We start from the raw sequence: 17,947 nt of genomic DNA, 5'->3' as shown, positions 1-17,947 counted from the left end.
CGTCAGGCCCACTTGGCCTGGAGGAGGTTGACGCCCGGATAGGGCTGGGCCCTGATCCCCGTGAGCTTCCTGGGGTCCCAGGCCGTCATCAGCTCGTTGTGCACGACCGGGTAGAGCACGGCCTGTTCGGCGACGACGTCGATGTAGTCCTGGATCATCGTCTTCTTCTTGTCGGCGTCCGGCTCCCGCGTCGCCTGGTCCATGTCCTTGAAGAGCTGCTTCGCGACCGGGTCGCCCGCCCACCGGGCGTACTGCATCCACAGGTTCTCGGGGCCGTAGTTGTAGTGCATGATCAGATCGGCGTCCAGGCCGAACTGGTTGGGGTTCGAGGCGGCGGCCACCACCTGGTAGTCCTGCTTCTGGTCCATCTTCGTGAAGACGGCCGTCGTCTCCTGCGGCGAGAGCGTGGTCTCGACGCCGATCGCGTCCCAGGACGCCTTGATGGTCGGCAGGCAGTCGACGATCCAGCTGACGTTCACGGACAGGATCTCGATCTTCAGCCCGGAGACCCCGGCGGCCTTCAGGAGCTGCTTGGCCTTCTGCGGGTCGTAGCCGTACACGGTCTTCGCCGGCCGGTAGGCCGGGTTCCCCTCGTTGAGGAACGAGCTCGACGGCTTGCCGTGTCCGTGGAGGGCGACCTCGACCATCTTGCCGGTGTCGATGGCGTAGTGCAGGGCCTGGCGCACGCGGACGTCGTCGAAGGGCTTGTGCTGGGTGTTGAACATCAGGAAGAGGTTGTTCATCCCCGCGCCGCCTTCGACGGTCATGCCGCCCTTCCTCAGCTGCTCGATGTTGGCGTACGGGATGTTGTCGGCGATCTGGGCCCCGGCGCTCGCGCCCGAGATCTTCGCGACGCGCGGCGCCGCGTCCACGATGGTCAGCCAGTTCATCTTCTTGAAGGCCGCCTTGCGCGGGCCGTTGTAGGCGGCGAACGCTTCGAAGGTGGTGTTCGACTTGGGGTGGTGGGCAGTCTGCCGGTACGGCCCCGAGCCCACCGCCTTCCCCTTGATCGCGTCGTCCCAGGCACCCGGCTGGGAGAAGACGTGCTTGGGCATGATCTTGGCGAGGGTGAGCCGCGCGATGCCTTCCGGGAAGGGGAACTTCAGCACCAGTTCGACGTTCGACGCGTCGATCTTCCGAACCTCCTTCAGCCAGCTCACGAAGAAGCCCTTGCCGAGGGTCTGCGTCTTCGGGTCGAGGATCCGGTCGAAGACGAAGACCACGTCGTCGGCGGTGACGGGCTTTCCGTCGTGGAAGGTGGCCCCGGCCCGCAGTGTGAACTTCCAGGACGTGCCGCTGAGATCGCCCGGCACCTGGGTCGCGAGCGCCGCGTACGGCTCGCGCGAGATCGGGTCCGTGTCCAGCAGCCCCTCGTAGATGTGGTTGTTGGCCGCCATGGCGAAGGCGGACGCGGTCTGCGTCGGGTCCCAGCTGCCGTCGTTCCCGTAGCCGATGACGGCGGTGAGCGTCGCGTCCTTGCCGCCCTTCCCGCCGCCGGTGTCATTGGTGGACTGCGGCCCGGACGAACAGGCCGCCAGCGAGGAGGAGAGGGCCGCGGCCGCGCCGAGGGCGCCGGAGTACTTCAGGAAACGTCGGCGGTGCAGCGCCGAGTGGTCGGTCACGTCGCGCACGGTTCCTCCAGGGAGAGGCGGGAGATACGACGTCCTACGTCATGGTGGGCAGCGTGACCATAAGAGGGCCCGTGAGGGCGGTCAAGGGATCGCACACGAATGGCGTATCTTCCAGAGGTGCGACCAATGAAGCCGTGAAACCTGGGTAGTTGGTGCTGAATCCACCCGGAGGTGGGACGTCGGATGTCCAGTGAGCGTACGATGCGGCGCATGTCTGAGGAGACCGGGAACCGGCGCGGGCCCGAGCGCAGGTCCGAGCGCCGGGTGAGCAGTCAGATCCAGCGCGAGGTCATGCAGCTGATCCTCGACCGCAGGCTCCAGGCGGGCGCCCCGCTGCCCACCGAGACCGAGCTGATGCAGGACCTCGGCGTCAGCCGCAACTCCGTCCGCGAGGCCCTCAAGGCATTGCAGGCCCTCGACATAGTCGACATCCGGCACGGCTACGGCACCTACGTGGGCGAGGCCTCCCTGACCCCCTTCGTGGACGGCCTCACCTTCCGCACGCTCGCCCAGCCCGACGACAAGAACGAGACCGGGGCGCTGGCGGAGATCCTCCAGGTACGGGAGGTGCTGGAGGAGGGGCTGATACGCCGGGTCGCGGCCGTGCTCACCGAGCCGGAGCTCGACCGCCTCGAAGCCGTTGTGGCCGAGATGGAGGAGACGGGCCGCTCAGGGCGCCCCTTCCCGGAACTCGACCGCGAGTTCCACGAGTTGCTGTACGCCTCGCTCGGCAACGCGCTCGTGCCACAGCTCCTGGGCGCCTTCTGGACCGTCTTCAGCCGGGTCGCCGGCATACGCGGCTGGACCGACGACCCGTCCCCCGAAATGACCGTCCGCCGCCACCGCGACATCGTCACCGCCCTGCGCGCCCGCGACGTGGAGGCCGCCCAACGCGCGATGGCCGACCACTTCCGCGGCATCGAGGCGAGGGCGGCCCAGGAGTCCAGGGGGGTGGGCTGAACCAGCCCACCCCCGCAACCGGACCGGCGCTAGACGCCGCCCAGGCGCCACACCTGGAGTTCCTTCGTGTCCTCGGCGATCGTGTACCAGCTGCCGTCGCCCAGGGTGCTGGGCACGCCGGATATCGGGAAGGGGTAGGTGACCTCGCCGAGCAGCCGCATGTCCCGCACGTCGACCAGCCAGTGCCGCCCCGCCCCGTACTCCTCGTCGGCCTCGCTCGTGCCCGCGATGACGGTGTGCTCGTCGAGGAAGCCGCCGTAGTAGTCCCAGCGCACTTCGGGCTCGTCGTTGTCCGGGTGCAGGGCGGGGTGATCCGGAATGACCTCCTCCGCGTCCAGCTCCGAGACCACCGAGCCGTCCTCGACCCGGTGCAGGGCCAGAGCCTCCTGGTAGTGGGTCACCGTCAGGAAGTGCTCGCCGGACGGGCTCACCGCCATCAGGCAGCGGTCGTCGTCGCCGATCCGGTCGACCGTGAGCCGCTCGCCGTCCCAGCGTCCCCACAGCAGCGGCGCCCCGTCCTGTCCCTCGCCGACGCTCAGCCCCATCTGCCCGGGATCCGGGTGCAACACGTGCCCCGAACCGGCGGCCACGGTCTGGGTGTCCGCCTGCCCGAGGACCGTCCCGTCGGTGGCGTCCAGCACCAGCCATTCCTCGATCACGTCCGGGTCCCCGCCGCCCGCCGCGAGCGGCCCGCGCACATGGGCCCACACGAGCTTGCCGTCCGCGGAGAAGACCACCGAGCCGCTGTCGGCGTACAAGTGCCCACGTCTGTCAGTGTTTTCGCCGTTTTCGCCGTTTATGCCGTATTCGTCGAACGAGGCGTGCATCTCCCGGCAGCTCCCCTCCCAGCAGCCGTGCCGCACCTCCCACAGAGTGGCGCCCCGCCGGTTCACCGCCCGCACCGCGTGCACGCCCGCGAAGACGGCGACGTCCAGCCCCGGCGACACGGTGCACGTCCCGAAGCGGCGCGGCCACGGCAACGGGAAGCGGGCCACCGACGCCTCACCCGCGAGCGCCGCGGCCAGGTCGTACGCGGCCAGCTGGGTGTCGTCGCTCTGCAGGATCAGCGTCCGGCCGGGCAGGCACCGCTCTCCTGGGAAGCCGGCCGTGGCCGACTCCAGCGGGCCTGCGAGCGTGGTGACGAGACGGGCGCTCGCGGACATGGTTCCTCCAGTGCGCGTGATGCCGTACGGCGTGGTGTGCGTTGGGTGCACAGTACGGCCGCCCACTGACAACTCCGTACGCGCCCGTCCCATGCGACCTCTCACACGTCCCGGCGGTCCACCGCCACCACGACGATCACCGCCGACACCACCGCCCACGCCGCCAGCACCACCCAACTGCCGGTCACCGTCGCCCCGTAGCGCGGAAGCCGGGTGAAGGGATCGTGGCCGTAGGCGACGTCGGTCAGCCGCGTCCAGGCGTTGACGGGCAGGGCGTGCCGCACGGCGGCCGTCCAGCGGTAGCGGTCGGTGATGAAGCTGGGGACGAGGAGCAGGACGGCGGTGACGGCGACCATCGTGCTCGCGCTGTGCCGGATCAGGGCCCCCAAGGCCATGCCCGCCAACGCGCAGACCGGGGCGAGCAGCGCGGAGGCGACGACCACGCGCAGGGCACCGACGTGGGTGATCGACACGGCGGCATCACGGGTGGTCAGGATCGCCTGCGTCGAGGCGAAGGAGGCACTCGCGACGAACGCGCCGTACAGCGTCATCACCGCCGTCACCATCACGACCTTCGCCGCCATCAGGGCACGCCGGTCCGGGACGGCCGCGAGGGTCGTGCGGATCAGGCCCGTCGAGTACTCCCCGACGACCGTGATCGCGCCGATGCTTGCCGCCGCGAGGATCAGGATCAGGGCCGACCCGTCGGTGAAGGCGTCACGCAAGGCCAACTCCCAGGCGATGGAGCGCATTTGGGGGTTGTAGCGCGGATAGTCGTGCGCGTGCACCCGTGCCGCGTTGGCGTTGAAGCCGATGACGGCGAGGGCGCCCGCGCCGAGCGCCCAGTAGGTCGAGCGCAGGGAACGGAGTTTGATCCACTCGGCGGCGAGGAGATCGGTGAACCGCGCGGCGGGGTGCGGGGGAGCGGGGGTGAGGGCGAGAGCGGTCATCGGGCGTCTCCGGCGAGGAACTCGGTGCTATCGGCGGTCAGTTCCATGAAGGCGGCCTCCAGGGACGCGGCCTGCGGGGTCAGTTCCTCGAGCAGGATCCGGCGGTGGAAGGCGAGTTCACCGATGCGGGCCGCGCTCAGGCCCGTCACCCTGAGGGTCCGGTCGTCGTACGGCGCCACCGCCGCGCCCTCCTCGGACAGCACGGCCGTGAGCTTCGCGAGGTCCGGCGTCCGCACGGTCACCGTCGGCCGGGTGCCGCGCGCCGCGAACGCGGTCACGCTCTCCGCGGCGATCAGCTCACCCCGTCCGATGACGATCAGCTCGTCCGCGGTGTGCTCCATCTCGGACATCAGATGGCTGGAGACGAAGACGGTACGACCCTCGGCCGCGAGCCTGCGGAAAAGTTCCCGCACCCACAACACACCTTCGGGATCGAGCCCGTTGAGGGGTTCGTCGAAGAGCAGCACCGGAGGTTCGCCGAGCAGCGCGGTGGCGATGCCGAGCCGCTGCCGCATGCCCAGCGAGAACCCGTCGACCCTGCGCCGCGCCGCGGCCCCCGCGAGCCCCACCTCCTCCAGCACCTCGTCCACCCGGCTCCGGGGGATGCGATTGCTCCGCGCCAGCGCCTCCAGATGGGCCCGCGCGCTGCGCCCGCCGTGCACATCGCCCGCGTCGAGCAGCGCGCCCACGTGCCGCAGCCCGCGCGGATGACGCCGGAACGGCTGCCCGTCGATCGTCGCGCTCCCGCCGGTCGGCCCGATCAGCCCGAGCAGCATGCGCAGCGTCGTCGTCTTGCCCGCGCCGTTCGGGCCGAGGAACCCGGTGACGTGCCCCGGGCGCACCTGGAACGTCAGATTCCGTACGGCGGTGGTGTCGCCGTACCGTTTGGTCAGTTCGTTGACTTCGATCACACGACCACCGTCTCCTCGGCGCCCCGCGCGCGGTATCGCCCCGTGGCCGACACTCTCCCCCGCCGGTGTCGACCAGGGGTGTACGTCCCCGGACCGATGCCCGTCCACGGCCCCCGTGCCTACGATCGCCGCATGCATGCCATGCCGCTCCCGCCCCGCCTCAAACTCGTGCCGCCCGGTGTCTGGGTGGCCCTGGCCTGGAGCGCGAGCACGGCGTTCACCTTCCTCGCCCGCATCCGGCTCCCCGGTGAGGAGACGGCCAACGAGTTCGCCGCCGTCCAGTTCTACCGCTGGGACGGCCTGCTGATCCTGACCATCGCCTGCGCCCTGGCGCTGCTCGGCAGCGTGTGGTTGCACCGACGGCCGCTGAGGGCCCTCGCCCTGCTCCTGACGGCCGCCGCCTTCCTCACCACCAACCTGGCCGCGGGAGCGATCCAGCCGGCCCAGTTCCTCGCCGTCGACCTCGCCCTCTACTTCATCGCGGCCGGCCGCCCCCGCCGCACCGGAGTCACCGCCCTGTGCATGGCGCTCGCCGTCCTGGTGGTCTGGGAGACCGTACGGCTGCTGCGCGGATGGGGCATCGGCACGCTGGAAGAGCTGACCGTGGCGCTGACGGCCGTCGTCGCCTGGCTCCTCGGCGACGCCTCCCACCGCACCCGCGAGTACGGCGAGACGCTCCGCGCCCAGGCCGCCAGCCAGGCGGTCACCGACGAACGCCTGCGCATCGCCCGCGAGATGCACGACATGGTCGCCCACAGCATCGGCATCATCGCCCTGCAGGCCGGGGCGGCGGCCCGCGTCGTCCACACCCAGCCGGATGCCGCGCGCGAGGCGATGACGGCGGTGGAGACGGCCGGACGGGAGACCCTGTCGGGGCTGCGCCGGATGCTGGTCGCCCTGCGCCAGGCGGACCGGGACCAGGACCGGGCCGCCGCCGGGAGCGACCGGTTGCACCCGGCCGAGGGCCTTGCCGACCTCGACCGCCTGGCCGCCGCGACAACGGCGGCGGGCGTCCAGGTCGACGTCCACTGGAAGGGCGCGCGCCGCCAACTCCCCCCGGACATCGACCTCTCCGTCTTCCGGATCGTCCAGGAGTCGATCACGAACGTCGTACGCCACGCGGCGACGACCGCCTGCCGCGTGACGGTCGACTACCTGGAGGAGCACGTGGCCGTCGAGGTCACCGACGACGGCCGGGGCGCCACCACCGACACCGGCTTCGGCCTGGTCGGGATGCGCGAGCGCGTGGCCCTGCTGCACGGCGAGTTCACGGCGGGCCCCCGTCCCGAGGGCGGCTTCCGGGTGACGGCCCGCCTGCCGGTCCCGGCGCCCGCGGCGACGGTGGCCGCGTGATGCCGATCCGTGTCGTCCTCGCCGACGACCAGCAGCTGATCCGCACGGCCCTGCGGATGGTCATCGCCGACATCGAGGACATGGAGGTGGTGGGGGAGGCCGCGGACGGCGAGGAGGCGGTGACCCGCACCGAGCAACTCCGGCCCGACGTCGTGGTGATGGACATCCGCATGCCCGGCGTGGACGGCATAGAGGCGACCCGCCGGATCACGACGGGTGCGGGCGAGTCGAGGATCGTCGTCCTGACCACCTTCGACGACGACGACTACGTGTACGGGGCGCTGCGCGCGGGCGCGTCGGGGTTCCTGGTCAAGGACATGGCCCTGGACGACATCATCGGCGCCCTACGGGTCGTGGCGGCCGGCGACGCCCTCATCGCCCCCAGCGTCACCCGCCGCCTGATCCAGGACTTCACCTCCGCCCGCTCCTCCGGGCCGGCGCGTCCACGCCGCGACCTGACCGCGATCACGGACCGCGAGCGCGAGGTCCTCACCCTGGTCGGCACGGGTCTGTCCAACGCCGAGATAGCCGAACGGCTCTTCATCAGCGTCGCCACGGCGAAGACGTACCTGACCCGCCTGCTGTCCAAGCTGGACGCACGGGACCGGGTCCAGCTGGTCATCATCGCGTATGAGGCGGGGCTGGTGTCCGTGACCCGGTGAGCGGGCCCCGCGCCGGCAGGCTTGTCGAGGTCAGTGGCGCAATGCCAGCAGAAGGCGGTCGTGGCCGGGCCCGAAATAGTCCTTCCGGGCGCCCTGTCGGGTGAAGCCCAGGGAGTGGTAGAGGGTGATCGCGGCGGTGTTGGCGGGCTCCACGGTGAGCCACACCTCGTGCACTCCGTCGGCGGGCAGCCTTCGAAGCGTCTCCTGCATGAGTCGTCGGGCCAGCCCCCGTCCGCGCAGTCGCTCGGCGACACCCAGGCCCAGGATCCAGCTCGTGCGGCCGTCCGCGGAGAGTGCGCTCAGCGCGTAGCCGTGGAGGGAGGAGCCGTCGTCGAGCACGAGGAGACGGTCTTGGTACAGGTCGAGGAACTGGCGCAGTACGAAGTACGGGTACGCGAAGTCCGGGAACAGCTCGGTGTCCAGGCGGACGAGCGCGGGCAGATCGTCCTCTGATGCCGGTCGTATGTGAAAGGGCCCAATTTCGGAGGGTGGCGAGAGCGGGACCAAAGGATGAGCGGACATCCGGTCAGCATCGCGTGGCGCGACACAATCCTTCAAGGGGTGAATCGAAGATCGCTTCACCGATTGCTGCGATGCGCCCCCCTTGCCTCCGCCCGTGCGCCGGATCAGGTTGAAGGAGAGCCGATGGCCTGGTCGTGTTGATACCTTGGGGCATGGATTCGAGATCACCGGGGCACGTCGACCAGTTGAACGCGGACGCACCCTGGGACCACTTCGACCCTGGTTACTACATTGATCACAACTACCTCTCCATGGCCGCCGAGGACGAAGAGATCATCGCCGTCGTGCGCAGCCATTTCAGTGATCATTTCCGCAGGAATCCCGCTGACCGGATCCAGGGTATCGACGTGGGCGCCGGAGCCAATCTCTACCCCGCTCTCGCGATGCTGCCCTGGTGCGAGGAGATCACGCTGCTCGACCGCTCGGCCGCGAATGTGAGCTATCTGAAAGCCCAGGTGCGCCGGTACGACCCGAACTGGGACCAGTTCTGGGACGCCCTGTGCCGGAGCGGGCCGTACGCGGCACTCGGCGGCGACCCCCGGACGAGGTTCCGCCGGGCCGTCCGGATCGAGAGGGGCAATCTCTTCGATCTGGTCCGCCGAGAGGGGAAGTGGTCCATGGGGACCATGTTCTTCGTGGCCGAGTCCATGACGACCTCCCACGTGGAGTTTTCGTACGCGCTGGAATGCTTCATGCGCGCCCTCGCGCCGGGAGCCCCCTTCGCGGCCGCGTTCATGGAGCATTCCAAGGGCTATGTCGTGGGCGAGAATTATTTTCCCGCATGTGACGTGAGTGAATCCCAGGTGCGCGACAGTCTCGTGGGTTTCGCGGGAAATGTGGAGACGTGCCGGATGGGATTGCCGAACGTTCTCCGCGAGGGATACACGGGAATGATTCTGGCCTGCGGACTGCGTGATCCTGATACCGTCGAAAGCAGGCCGTTTGGGCGACATCACCTGTGAGGGGGCATGGGGATGCGGATCGAGCCGCGTCAGCACCTGTTGGACATATGGCGGGCGATGGCCAGAAATTCGATCGACGACGGCGTCTGGTCCTGGGGGAAATGGGGCGGGCTCAGCAGCGTGGCGGATGCCGAGCGGCTGCTCTGTCTGATGTACCCGGCCACCGAGATCGCCGGATTTCGCCTCGACGACCCGGACCTCACCCAGTACGACGTGGAGAAGGCACTGGGACGGCCCGGCGGGCGGACGGAGATCCCCGGGCTCCTCCTGAAGGCCGTCAGCGACTTCATGCGCAGGCACACCGGTGACGACGAGAGGCCGACCTTCGCGGGCGGCCACTACTTCGCCCCCCAGGAGGACGGCCAGGAACTCACCGAAAAACAGCGGGAGATGGAGGTCGTCGACTCCTACTCGATGTCGGTCACCCTCTGCCTCGCCACCCTCGGCTTCCTCAGGACGTACGAGGCCAGGACCGGCCGCCGCGACATGCTGCACCTGATCCAGGAACTCAAGACGGCCTGCAGCAACCGGCTCACCGCCGCCATGGTGAGCCTGCTCCGCTCGTTCACCGTCAACGTCTTCGACGCCGACTCCCCCCAGGGCCGTACGCTCTGCGCACTCCTCGGCCAGGGGCGGCTGCCCCCACGGCTCGTCCTGCAGACCTTCCAGCGCCGCTTCCGGTCGCTGCGCGCCACCCTCACGGAGAGCGTCGTCCTCGGTGTCGAGGTCGAGGAAGGCCTCTGCGACGAGAGCGGGCTCTTCGAGTGCGGCTGGACCTGGAGTCTGGTGAAGGACGCGCCCGAAGTGGAGACCGACGAACCGATCGGGCCGCAGCCGGACGGCGTCGCCGACCCCGTGCCGTACCTCTACTTCACCGTCGTCGCCCTGGACGGCATCCAGGACCTCTTCTCGGACCGCACCCTGACCCTCGGCCTGCTCAACCCCGAACAGCAGAAACTCGCCGAAGCACTCCGACTGCGCTGGGAGATCACCCAGCAGTACTGGTCGGGCATCGCCCGCTTCGACGCCGAGCGCTGGCCGCTGGAGGACATCCCCTGGCGGACCACGGGCCAGCAACTGGAATCCCCGTACTTCTCGCTCTCCGTCGCCGCCATCCTCGTCCACGACCTGGTACGCCGCCGCGCCACCGACGACGACCTCACCCGCACCGTCGACGTCATGGAGCGCCTCGCCGAACACGGCCGGATCACCAGCCGGATGGCCCGTGACGACGCGAGCGCCCTGCTCCTGCACCGGCCCGGTGTCGCACTGCCGCTGCAGGGCAGCGAGGCCCTGGGCCCACCCATGCAGTGGACCATCGTCGACTTCTCGGCGCAGCTGCTCAAACGGACCGTGCAGCTCTGCACGCTGTCCCGCAACCCGGACTCCCACGACCGGCTCCTGCGGCTCGCGGAACAGGTCTTCGAGCATCTGTGGCAGCGCCGCATCGAGGAGGGCGAGGGAACAGGTCTGTGGGACGACGTCCACGCCGTCTATCCGTCGGCGCCGCGGAGTGAGGAACCCCCGTCCTGGAGCGTCACCGAGCGCGTCACCGAATGCATGGTCGCCGCCCACGACCTCTACTCCCAGCGACCCATACGCAGCACCGAACTCACCGCCCTCGCACGCGCCCTGCTCAGCGAATCGACCCACCTCCTGGGCCATGAACAACTGGAGGTGCCGGCCATCCCGGGCAGCGGGCAGGGGAGGGCGCTGAAGAGCCTGGAGATCAGGCTCCGCCGCGCACGCAGGATCGTCGGCGAACGGCCCGGTTCGGCCTGCGCGTTGGCCCTGTCGGTGCTCGGTGAACTCGAAACCCTGGCCCAGGCCAGGGACGACGCTCAGGGGGCCTGAACCGTGTTCGTCTTCGCCGCCTCCGACAAGGGAGGCACGGGCCGCTCCGTCACCAGCGCGAATCTCGCCTATCAGCGTGCGCTCGCCGGGGACGACGTGTGCTACGTGGACTTCGACTTCGGCTCACCCACCGCCGTGGCCGTCTTCGACATACCGACATCCCCGCGCGGTACCGAGGGCAGCGGCCTGCACTCCTACCTGGAGGGCACGATCGGCGAGCCGGCCCGCTTCGACATCTGGAAGCTCACCGAGCACCCCGTCCTGCGGAACAAGCCCAACGGCGCGGGCCGACTCGTCCTGCTGCCCGGCGACCCCAGCGGCGGCGAGTTCGCCACGAACCAGGGGACCCTCCGCCGTTGCGCGGACCTGATGCTCCGTCTGAACGGAGAGTTCGACCTGATCATCGTGGACCTGAGCGCCGGCCGCAGCTACGCGGTGGAGATGGCGCTGGAGGTGACCGCACAGCCGGAGATGCGCGGCGTCGAGACCCGCTGGCTGGTCTTCCACCGCTGGACCCGGCAGCACGTGATCGCCGTGCACGGGCTGGTGTTCGAGAAACACGGCATCCTGGAAGCCGGAGAGGCCAGGGGACACGACAAGCGCGTACTCCGGGACGCCATCCGCTTCGTCCGCGCGGCCGTACCCGACCCCGAATCCCCGCTGTGGTCCCATGTGTCACCCGCGCAGATCGCCTGGATGCACAAGTGCGAAGAGGAACTGCGCGTGCTGGCCTCGGAACACGGCATCGGTGACAGCCGGGTACTCGGAAGCGTCCCCCTCGAACCCGTCCTGCAGTGGCGCGAGCAGCTCATCACCGAAGAGGACGTCCTCTCCACCCAGATCGCCAACAAGCAGACCCTGGAGGCGCTGGAGAACCTCGCCCGAAGGCTGACCGACGACATGTACTGGGGGCAGCCGTGACAGAAGCCGTCTTCCGGGAGACCACCGCGGAGCCCAGCACCCGATCCGTACCGCTCTCCCATCTCTCCCTGGAACTGGGCCACTTGTACATGGAGGACTTCGAGGAGGGCCCCGACCGACTGCGCCGGCACTTCGCACGGGTACGGCCCTGGGCGGACGCGGCCCGCGCGGAGGCCACCGTCCGGGCCGCGGGCAAGCGGCCCCGCATCAGCACCTGCTTCCTGATCGACGACTACTTCACCCGCTTCTCCTCGCCCGCCGACCTCGTCCCGCTGCTGCTCGCCGAGGCCGAGCGGGCCGGGCTGGTCATCGACTACCTGGCCAGGGAATCCGGCTGCGCCGTCGCGGACAAGGTGCCCCTCGCCGAGTCCGTCTCCCACCGCCTGGTCGAATCACCCCCGCCCGGCACCTACGGCCTGCGTCCGCCCGTCGGCGTGACCGGCTGGCTCGCCAACGGCGAACGCACCCCGTCCGCCGGCACCACGCGGGCGATGACGACGGCCACCGCCTGGCGGCCGCCCCACGAGACCGCGGCACGCCGCCACTCCGTCTTCCTGGACATCGAACTGTGGGACGACGACAAGGAGGGACACCGCACCTGGTCCTGCCCCTTCCTCGCCGCGGTCTGGCAACTGGCCCGCCTCGGCCTCCTGCGCAACGAGGGCGAGCCCGTCCTCGCACCGCGCCCCTGGAGCTCCGGCGACTTCCCGCGCGACTGGGACGAACTCCCGCCGCTGCTTCAGCTCACCACCTCCGCGGCACCCTTCAGCGCCTACCGCACCTGTTCCGTGCTCCCCAACCGGTTCGTGCCCGTCGAACACGCGGTGCGCGTCATCCTCGACCAGACCGACGTGGACTCCGGAGCGCTGCGGCAGGTCACCGAACGCGCCGTCCGCGAGGGCACGCCCGTGCCGGACGCCGTCGCGGACCGTGTCGCGTACGTCTTCTACACGGGCCTGTGATGCGAAGCCCCATGGACACGACCCACGCGGTGCTCGCCTGCGGCGAAGTGCGCACCTGTCTGCTGCCGTCCTTCCAGCCGCTGGACACCCGGGCCGCCGCCCACTTCCTGCAGCTGCGCGCCGACGAACGCGTCCTCGTCTCCGAACGGCCCCAGGTGTACGCGCTCTCGCCGGACACGCTCACCGGGGTGGACTGCCGACTGCCGGCCGCAGGCGGGGCGAAGGTGCGCGCGGTCGGTACGGTCGTCGCCCGCGCCGCGCTCACCGAAGGCCGTGTCCTCCAGGCCACCGCGTACTTCCGGGCCCCGGCCACGGGACCGGACCGACGGCAGCCGTGGGGCCACTACCTGGTGCGTCCCGGAGTGCTGGAGCCGTTCGGCAAGCTGCCCGAAAAGGCCTTGGCCCAGGGAATTCTGCGGGATCCCCAGAAGGGCGAGCTGCATCTCGGACTGATCGCCGAGGGCCTGCTCGCGCAACTGCGCAGACATCCCCTCCTCGATCGGAAGGCCCCCTTCAAGTCCCGCGCCACCCGGCTGCGCTGGGTGGCCCTGCGGACCCGGGACGGCGAAGGCGCCTCGATCGAACGCTTCACCCTCGCCGAGGACGAACTGCGCACCGTGGAACTGCGCGTCCCGGCGGCGGCGGAGGCGTCCGCCGTCGCGGGCCTGTGCGAGGACCTCGCCCTCCACGACTGGCTCTTGACGACGGTCGTACGGATGCTGGACACCAGCCGGCTCGGAGCGACCGGCGGGGCCGCCACCGTCCTGGCACTGCGCCCGGCCGTCGACCATCTGCTGCACCTGTGGATGCCGAGGGCCCACGTGGACCCTGCACTGGGCCCGCTCTGGGAGGTACTCGAACGAGAACCCGGATTCAGCCGGCAGTGGCAGACCCTGGTTCAGCGCATCCGGGACCAACTGGCCCTCCAGGCCATACCGTTGCTGCGTGAGGCACTGGCGTCACGCTGATCGGAACATCCCAGGATCGATCCCGCGGGGGGAGAGGCAGGAATGGACGGATCGTCAGGGGCACCGGCACCGGCACCGGCACCGGCACCGGCACCGATACCGGCTCCGGGGGCGGCGGAGGGCTTGCGCATACCGCCGGTTCTGCTGAAGACACTGGTCACCGTGGTCGTGGCCACCATCGCGTATGTGACGACCAACCTGATCAACCAGGACCAGAACAAGCTGTGGCAACTCGCGGTTTCCATCGTCATCGGCGGCGCGACGCTCATCGTCCAGTACATGGTCGACTTCGAACGACGGCTGGCCTCGGTGGAGACCGGTCAGCAGGCGTACGCACGGGAAGTCGCCGACCGTCTGACCGGTCACCACCGCGAGATGCGGACCCTGGTCGACCGGAGGTTCACGGACATCAGCGAGGCGACCGAACTCTTCGACACCCTCGACCACTCCACGCTCCGCCTGGACGGGGTGACGAGACTGGCCCGCAGCGCCACGCGGGTGAGTTCCCTGGGTCCCGGCCTCGTGAGCGCCTTCGCCCGCGAGGAGATCGATCGCCTCGCGTCGGTCATGGAGAACCTCACCACGATGAGTGCCGACTGCCCCGGTGAGAACCACGACTGGCTGATGGCCCTCACCAAGTGCACCACCGGGACCATGGACGCCACCAGCAGCTTCGTGGAGCGGAACTACTGGGACAGCGAGCCCGCCCTCCGCTACCTCCAGGCACAGGCGGAGGCCATCGCACAACGGGGTGTGAAGGTGCGGCGCCTGTTCATCGTGCAGAAGCCGGAAGGCGCCGACCCGGCCCTGCTCCAACTCTGCCAGGACCAGCGGAACATGGGCATCGACACGCGCGTCGTGGCCCTGTCCGAACTCCCGCTGAACGTCCGGCGCGGCACGACGAACGACTTCGTCATCTTCGACGAGACACTCTGCTACGAAGTCGAGCCGGACCTGTTGCACGAGAACGCCAAGACCACGCTCAACGCCCGCGAGGATCATCTCAGGCAGCGGGTCAAGCGGTTCCGGGAGCTCTGGGACGTGGGCCTCAGCGATACGTGACACGACGCGACACGACGTGACGTGACGTCGAGCCGTGCTTCGCGTCAGTGGGTGGCCGCGGCCGGCTTCGGTGTGGCCTTGGGGCGGTCCGGGCGTATGGAGAAGGCCGTGTCGCCCGCGACGGCCACGATCGCGTCCTTCACCAGCAGCAGGCTCGGGACCGTGGTCTCCGGCGAGTTCCCCGGGTTGTCCAGCTTGTCCGTGTTCCACCGCGCGGCGCCGGTCGCGCGGTCGAGCGCGAGCAGCCGGCCGTAGCGGTTGGCGAAGAAGAGGTCGTCGTACGTCGTCGACAGCACCGGCTTCGACAGATTCTCGATCTGCGTCTCACGCTGCCAGAGCCGGGCGCCGTCGGTCGCCCTGACCGCGGTGACGGTCCCGTCGGGCCGGACGAAGTACACGACGCCGTCGAGGAGGGTGACCGAGCCGCGCGGCGGGCCCGCCAGGGGGATCCGGTCGAGGGCGCCGCTGGTCGGGTTCACCCTCAGCAGGCCTGAGTACGGTGTGTCCGCATCGTCGACGGACTCGTCCTCCGCCGCGTTCCGTGGCACCGCGAAGAGCGGCTGCCCGCCCGTGGTGCCGAGCGGTACCACCCCGCGGGGCAGCGTGGCGAGGTCGTGCGCCGTGCCGTCGGCCGGGTCGAGGCGCACCAGGCCGGTCGAGCCCGTGTCGGTGTTCTCCGGCGTGCACAGCCCGTAGGGGACGCCGTCCAGGGCCAGCGGGGTGCAGGAGTTGCCCGCCGACGACTTCGCCGGGGCCCGCCACAGGTCCTTGCCCGTCCGGGCGTCGAAGGCGACGAACTCCGTCCCGTCGTCCCCGTCGTCCGACTTCGCCAGGGCGCCGCCGTCGAACAGGGCGGCGGGCCGGACTTCGTTGATCGGGCGGTACCAGAGCCGCTTTCCGGTGCCGGCGTCCAGGGCGACCAGCCGCCAGGTCTCGCGCACGTTCAGGCCCGGCTTCTCGTAGGTGTACACGATCCCGTTCCGGACGCCGAGCGGCAGCGTGGTCTGCGGGGTGTGGCCGGCCCGCCACTCGACGCGGCCGGAGGCGGCGTCGAGCTTGGCGACCGTGAAGCCGGTTCCCGCGCAGTACAGGGAGGAGCCGCCGGACACGCAGCCGGATTCCGAGCCGCTGATGGTGATGTCCGCGTACGCCTTGTCCGGGGCCTGGGTGAGGTTCGCGCGCCAGGACTTCCAGCCGGTGGGGAGCGCCGCGGCGGGAGAAGTGGCGGCGCGGGACGCGGTGGTCCGCCCGCCGGGCGTGCCCTCGGTGCTCTTGGGGCGCGCCACCAGGTAGTACACCGACGCGGACACCGCCGTGACGGCCAGGGCCGCGCCGAGTGCGACGAGGAGGCGCACCCGGCGGCTGCGGCGCCCGGAGCCGGTCGAGGTCGTCGTGTCACTGCGCCTCCGGGCGGCCCTCCGGCCTCTCGCGACGGTCGGCAGGCCCGACACGGCCGGAGTGGTCGTCACCGGAGTGGTCGCCACGTCCGGCAGGTCCCTGAACAGCCGGTGCAGCTCGGTGAGGTCGGGCCGGGCGGTCGCGTCCTTGTCCAGACAGCGCTCGGCGATGCTCCTGAGGGGCTCCGGTACGCCGTCCAGGACCGGCTGCTCGTGCACCACCTGATAGCCCGTCATGTAGGGACTGCCGCCGTCGAAGGGGCGGTTGCCGGTGGCGGCGTACACCAGCAGCGAGCCCAGCGAGAACACGTCCGAGGCGGCGGTGACGTCCCGGGGCGAGGCGAACTGTTCCGGGGACATGAAGGGCGGGGTGCCGATCAGCCGCCCCGTCACGGTGAGGGCCTGGTTGTCGGCGGCGCGCGAGATACCGAAGTCGATGACGCGCGGACCGTCCTCGGCCAGCAGGACGTTGCTCGGCTTCAGGTCCCGGTGCACCACACCCGCCTGGTGGATGTCCCGCAGCGCCTCGACGAGCCCCAACGCCAGTGTGCGCAGCGTGTGCCCGCTCAACGGACCTTCCTCCGCCACGATTTCGGACAGCGTCCGGCCCGGCACGTACAGCGTCGCCATCCACGGCACTTCGGCGTCCGGATCGGCGTCCACCACGGGAGCGGTGAACGCTCCGCTCACCCGGCGGGCCGCCGAGATCTCCTGCCGGAAGCGGACGCGGAACTCCTCGTCCTGCGCGTACTGCGCGTGTACGACCTTGACCGCGACCTGCCGTCCCGAGGCGGAACGTGCCAGGTAGACGACGCCCATGCCACCGCTGCCGAGCCGGTCGACGAGCGTGTAGCCGCCTATCGACCCGATGGACTCCGATTCCCCGGTGCTCAGCGGCATGGCCGGTTACCTTTCCCAAATCACCTGTGTCGCACGCCTGTTCCGCGGCATCAGACTAATGCCTGCGTCACTCGCACATCGGCAAGGGTGGCTGACCTGAGGTGTGGGGAGCGCTGGGGACACGAGCCGCCGGTCCAAGGAGAAGTAATCCGCGCGCCGCATCCAACGGTGGTTTCCGAATGGCCTGTTCGAACTGGCCGATGGCCGATGTCGGCCAAACCCCTTACGGCGCGCCGAACTTGCAATGGACAGACTCCCGCCGAGTGTAGATGCGGAGCGTCACCCTGGAGATGCGAAGAGTGAAACTCGGAAAGTCAGGGGAACAGGGTGAAGGCACAGCACGCGGCGCTCTGCGTCGAAGAGGCGGAGGTAACGGTGAAGGAATTGCGGGCGGCACTGAAGAGGGCCGGAATTACGTTGCCGTCGCTCCGGATCGGCCCGGCGAGTCCGGCGCGCGAGGCACCTTGTCCGCGTGTCGAATGGGGCGGCTGCTCCATCGAGGTCGCGACCCGGCTCGCGGCGGCGCCGCGGTGAGGCCGCCGACGAAGCCGCCGATCGGCTCGTACGTCGTCGACACGCACACAGGGAGGGTGGGCATGGTGATGGGACACGAGGGACCGTACGTACAGCTGAGACCGCCGGGTGGGGGCAAGGAGTGGGACTGCGCGCCGGACACCGTCCGACGGGCCACCGCGGCGGAGCGGCTCAGCGCGGCCACGGCGTATGCGAACGCACGCAGCCGCGGTGAGGTCCCGTGAGCGGTGGTTCG

General features: G+C 70.0%; 17 protein-coding genes. 11 read left to right on the top strand and 6 right to left on the bottom strand.

The features are described from left to right. Positions 1-2: 2 nt before the first annotated feature. A complete protein-coding gene (locus ACIRA5_RS07130; protein WP_403688168.1) occupies positions 3-1,631 on the bottom strand; it encodes an ABC transporter substrate-binding protein in 1,629 nt (542 codons plus the stop codon). A 210-nt stretch (positions 1,632-1,841) separates the two neighbouring features. Between ACIRA5_RS07130 and ACIRA5_RS07125 the strand changes: the two genes are divergently transcribed. Next, a complete protein-coding gene (locus ACIRA5_RS07125; RefSeq protein ID WP_403688165.1) occupies positions 1,842-2,591 on the top strand; it encodes a FadR/GntR family transcriptional regulator in 750 nt (249 codons plus the stop codon). Positions 2,592-2,620: 29 nt separating this feature from the next. Here ACIRA5_RS07125 and ACIRA5_RS07120 read toward each other — a convergent pair whose 3' ends face one another. From ACIRA5_RS07120 to ACIRA5_RS07110, 3 genes are all read right to left on the bottom strand, one after another. Next, entirely contained in the window at positions 2,621-3,754 is a 1,134-nt protein-coding gene (locus tag ACIRA5_RS07120; RefSeq protein ID WP_403688163.1) for a hypothetical protein, read from the bottom strand. Between the two features lie 101 nt (positions 3,755-3,855). Further along, entirely contained in the window at positions 3,856-4,704 is an 849-nt protein-coding gene (locus ACIRA5_RS07115; protein ID WP_403688161.1) for an ABC transporter permease, read from the bottom strand. Beyond that, on the bottom strand, positions 4,701-5,615 hold the full coding sequence (locus ACIRA5_RS07110; RefSeq protein WP_403688158.1) for an ABC transporter ATP-binding protein: 915 nt from the start codon (positions 5,613-5,615) through the stop codon (positions 4,701-4,703). Before ACIRA5_RS07110 ends, ACIRA5_RS07115 begins: the two co-directional genes overlap by 4 nt. Before the next feature lie 132 nt (positions 5,616-5,747). Between ACIRA5_RS07110 and ACIRA5_RS07105 the strand changes: the two genes are divergently transcribed. Together ACIRA5_RS07105 and ACIRA5_RS07100 are read left to right on the top strand one after the other, a co-directional pair. Further along, complete coding sequence (locus ACIRA5_RS07105; protein ID WP_403688156.1) at positions 5,748-6,968, top strand: sensor histidine kinase; 1,221 nt, start codon at positions 5,748-5,750, stop codon at positions 6,966-6,968. After that, entirely contained in the window at positions 6,968-7,630 is a 663-nt protein-coding gene (locus tag ACIRA5_RS07100) for a response regulator (RefSeq protein ID WP_403688153.1), read from the top strand. Before ACIRA5_RS07105 ends, ACIRA5_RS07100 begins: the two co-directional genes overlap by 1 nt. A gap of 30 nt (positions 7,631-7,660) precedes the next feature. Here the strand turns inward: ACIRA5_RS07100 and ACIRA5_RS07095 are convergent, their stop codons facing one another. Beyond that, positions 7,661-8,152 (bottom strand): GNAT family N-acetyltransferase, encoded by a 492-nt coding sequence (locus ACIRA5_RS07095; protein ID WP_403688152.1) that lies wholly within the window; start codon positions 8,150-8,152, stop codon positions 7,661-7,663. 152 nt (positions 8,153-8,304) lie between these two features. Between ACIRA5_RS07095 and ACIRA5_RS07090 the strand changes: the two genes are divergently transcribed. From ACIRA5_RS07090 to ACIRA5_RS07065, 6 genes are all read left to right on the top strand, one after another. Continuing rightward, positions 8,305-9,114, top strand: a complete 810-nt coding sequence (locus tag ACIRA5_RS07090) for an SCO2525 family SAM-dependent methyltransferase (RefSeq protein ID WP_403688629.1) — start codon at positions 8,305-8,307, stop codon at positions 9,112-9,114. 12 nt (positions 9,115-9,126) lie between these two features. Further along, positions 9,127-10,968, top strand: coding sequence for an SCO2524 family protein (locus ACIRA5_RS07085; protein WP_403688150.1), 1,842 nt, complete (start codon positions 9,127-9,129; stop codon positions 10,966-10,968). A 3-nt stretch (positions 10,969-10,971) separates the two neighbouring features. Continuing rightward, a complete protein-coding gene (locus ACIRA5_RS07080; protein ID WP_403688148.1) occupies positions 10,972-11,889 on the top strand; it encodes an SCO2523 family variant P-loop protein in 918 nt (305 codons plus the stop codon). Next, positions 11,886-12,851, top strand: a complete 966-nt coding sequence (locus ACIRA5_RS07075; protein WP_403688145.1) for an SCO2522 family protein — start codon at positions 11,886-11,888, stop codon at positions 12,849-12,851. Before ACIRA5_RS07080 ends, ACIRA5_RS07075 begins: the two co-directional genes overlap by 4 nt. Continuing rightward, positions 12,851-13,819 (top strand): SCO2521 family protein, encoded by a 969-nt coding sequence (locus ACIRA5_RS07070; RefSeq protein ID WP_403688144.1) that lies wholly within the window; start codon positions 12,851-12,853, stop codon positions 13,817-13,819. The genes ACIRA5_RS07075 and ACIRA5_RS07070 overlap by 1 nt, the downstream gene beginning before the upstream one ends. Before the next feature lie 123 nt (positions 13,820-13,942). Then, the gene (locus tag ACIRA5_RS07065) at positions 13,943-14,881 is read left to right on the top strand and encodes a DUF6879 family protein (RefSeq protein WP_403688142.1); all 939 of its coding nucleotides are present in this window, start codon (positions 13,943-13,945) and stop codon (positions 14,879-14,881) included. 44 nt (positions 14,882-14,925) lie between these two features. Here the strand turns inward: ACIRA5_RS07065 and ACIRA5_RS07060 are convergent, their stop codons facing one another. After that, positions 14,926-17,178 (bottom strand): serine/threonine-protein kinase, encoded by a 2,253-nt coding sequence (locus ACIRA5_RS07060; protein ID WP_403688139.1) that lies wholly within the window; start codon positions 17,176-17,178, stop codon positions 14,926-14,928. Positions 17,179-17,505: 327 nt separating this feature from the next. Between ACIRA5_RS07060 and ACIRA5_RS07055 the strand changes: the two genes are divergently transcribed. Continuing rightward, on the top strand, positions 17,506-17,712 hold the full coding sequence (locus ACIRA5_RS07055; RefSeq protein WP_403688137.1) for a hypothetical protein: 207 nt from the start codon (positions 17,506-17,508) through the stop codon (positions 17,710-17,712). After that, positions 17,658-17,936 (top strand): hypothetical protein, encoded by a 279-nt coding sequence (locus ACIRA5_RS07050; protein WP_403688135.1) that lies wholly within the window; start codon positions 17,658-17,660, stop codon positions 17,934-17,936. The genes ACIRA5_RS07055 and ACIRA5_RS07050 overlap by 55 nt, the downstream gene beginning before the upstream one ends. Positions 17,937-17,947: the final 11 nt, after the last annotated feature.

Origin of the sequence: Streptomyces sp. NPDC096311 (genome assembly GCF_044763085.1) — a bacterium.
Lineage (GTDB): Bacteria > Actinomycetota > Actinomycetes > Streptomycetales > Streptomycetaceae > Streptomyces.
The sequence above is the reverse complement of the archived record's forward strand: the minus strand, read 5'-3'. Positions and strand labels throughout refer to the sequence as shown.

Excerpts from the sequence above, each read along its gene's own strand:
- ACIRA5_RS07125 (WP_403688165.1), top strand. The coding sequence starts at position 1,842 with ATGTCTGAGGAGACCGGGAACCGGCGCGGGCCCGAGCGCAGGTCCGAG.
- ACIRA5_RS07090 (WP_403688629.1), top strand. The coding sequence starts at position 8,305 with ATGGATTCGAGATCACCGGGGCACGTCGACCAGTTGAACGCGGACGCA.
- ACIRA5_RS07105 (WP_403688156.1), top strand. The coding sequence starts at position 5,748 with ATGCATGCCATGCCGCTCCCGCCCCGCCTCAAACTCGTGCCGCCCGGT.
- ACIRA5_RS07050 (WP_403688135.1), top strand. The coding sequence starts at position 17,658 with ATGGGGCGGCTGCTCCATCGAGGTCGCGACCCGGCTCGCGGCGGCGCC.
- ACIRA5_RS07100 (WP_403688153.1), top strand. The coding sequence starts at position 6,968 with ATGCCGATCCGTGTCGTCCTCGCCGACGACCAGCAGCTGATCCGCACG.
- ACIRA5_RS07095 (WP_403688152.1), bottom strand. The coding sequence starts at position 8,152 with ATGTCCGCTCATCCTTTGGTCCCGCTCTCGCCACCCTCCGAAATTGGG.
- ACIRA5_RS07120 (WP_403688163.1), bottom strand. The coding sequence starts at position 3,754 with ATGTCCGCGAGCGCCCGTCTCGTCACCACGCTCGCAGGCCCGCTGGAG.
- ACIRA5_RS07085 (WP_403688150.1), top strand. The coding sequence starts at position 9,127 with ATGCGGATCGAGCCGCGTCAGCACCTGTTGGACATATGGCGGGCGATG.
- ACIRA5_RS07115 (WP_403688161.1), bottom strand. The coding sequence starts at position 4,704 with ATGACCGCTCTCGCCCTCACCCCCGCTCCCCCGCACCCCGCCGCGCGG.
- ACIRA5_RS07060 (WP_403688139.1), bottom strand. The coding sequence starts at position 17,178 with ATGCCGCTGAGCACCGGGGAATCGGAGTCCATCGGGTCGATAGGCGGC.
- ACIRA5_RS07070 (WP_403688144.1), top strand. The coding sequence starts at position 12,851 with ATGCGAAGCCCCATGGACACGACCCACGCGGTGCTCGCCTGCGGCGAA.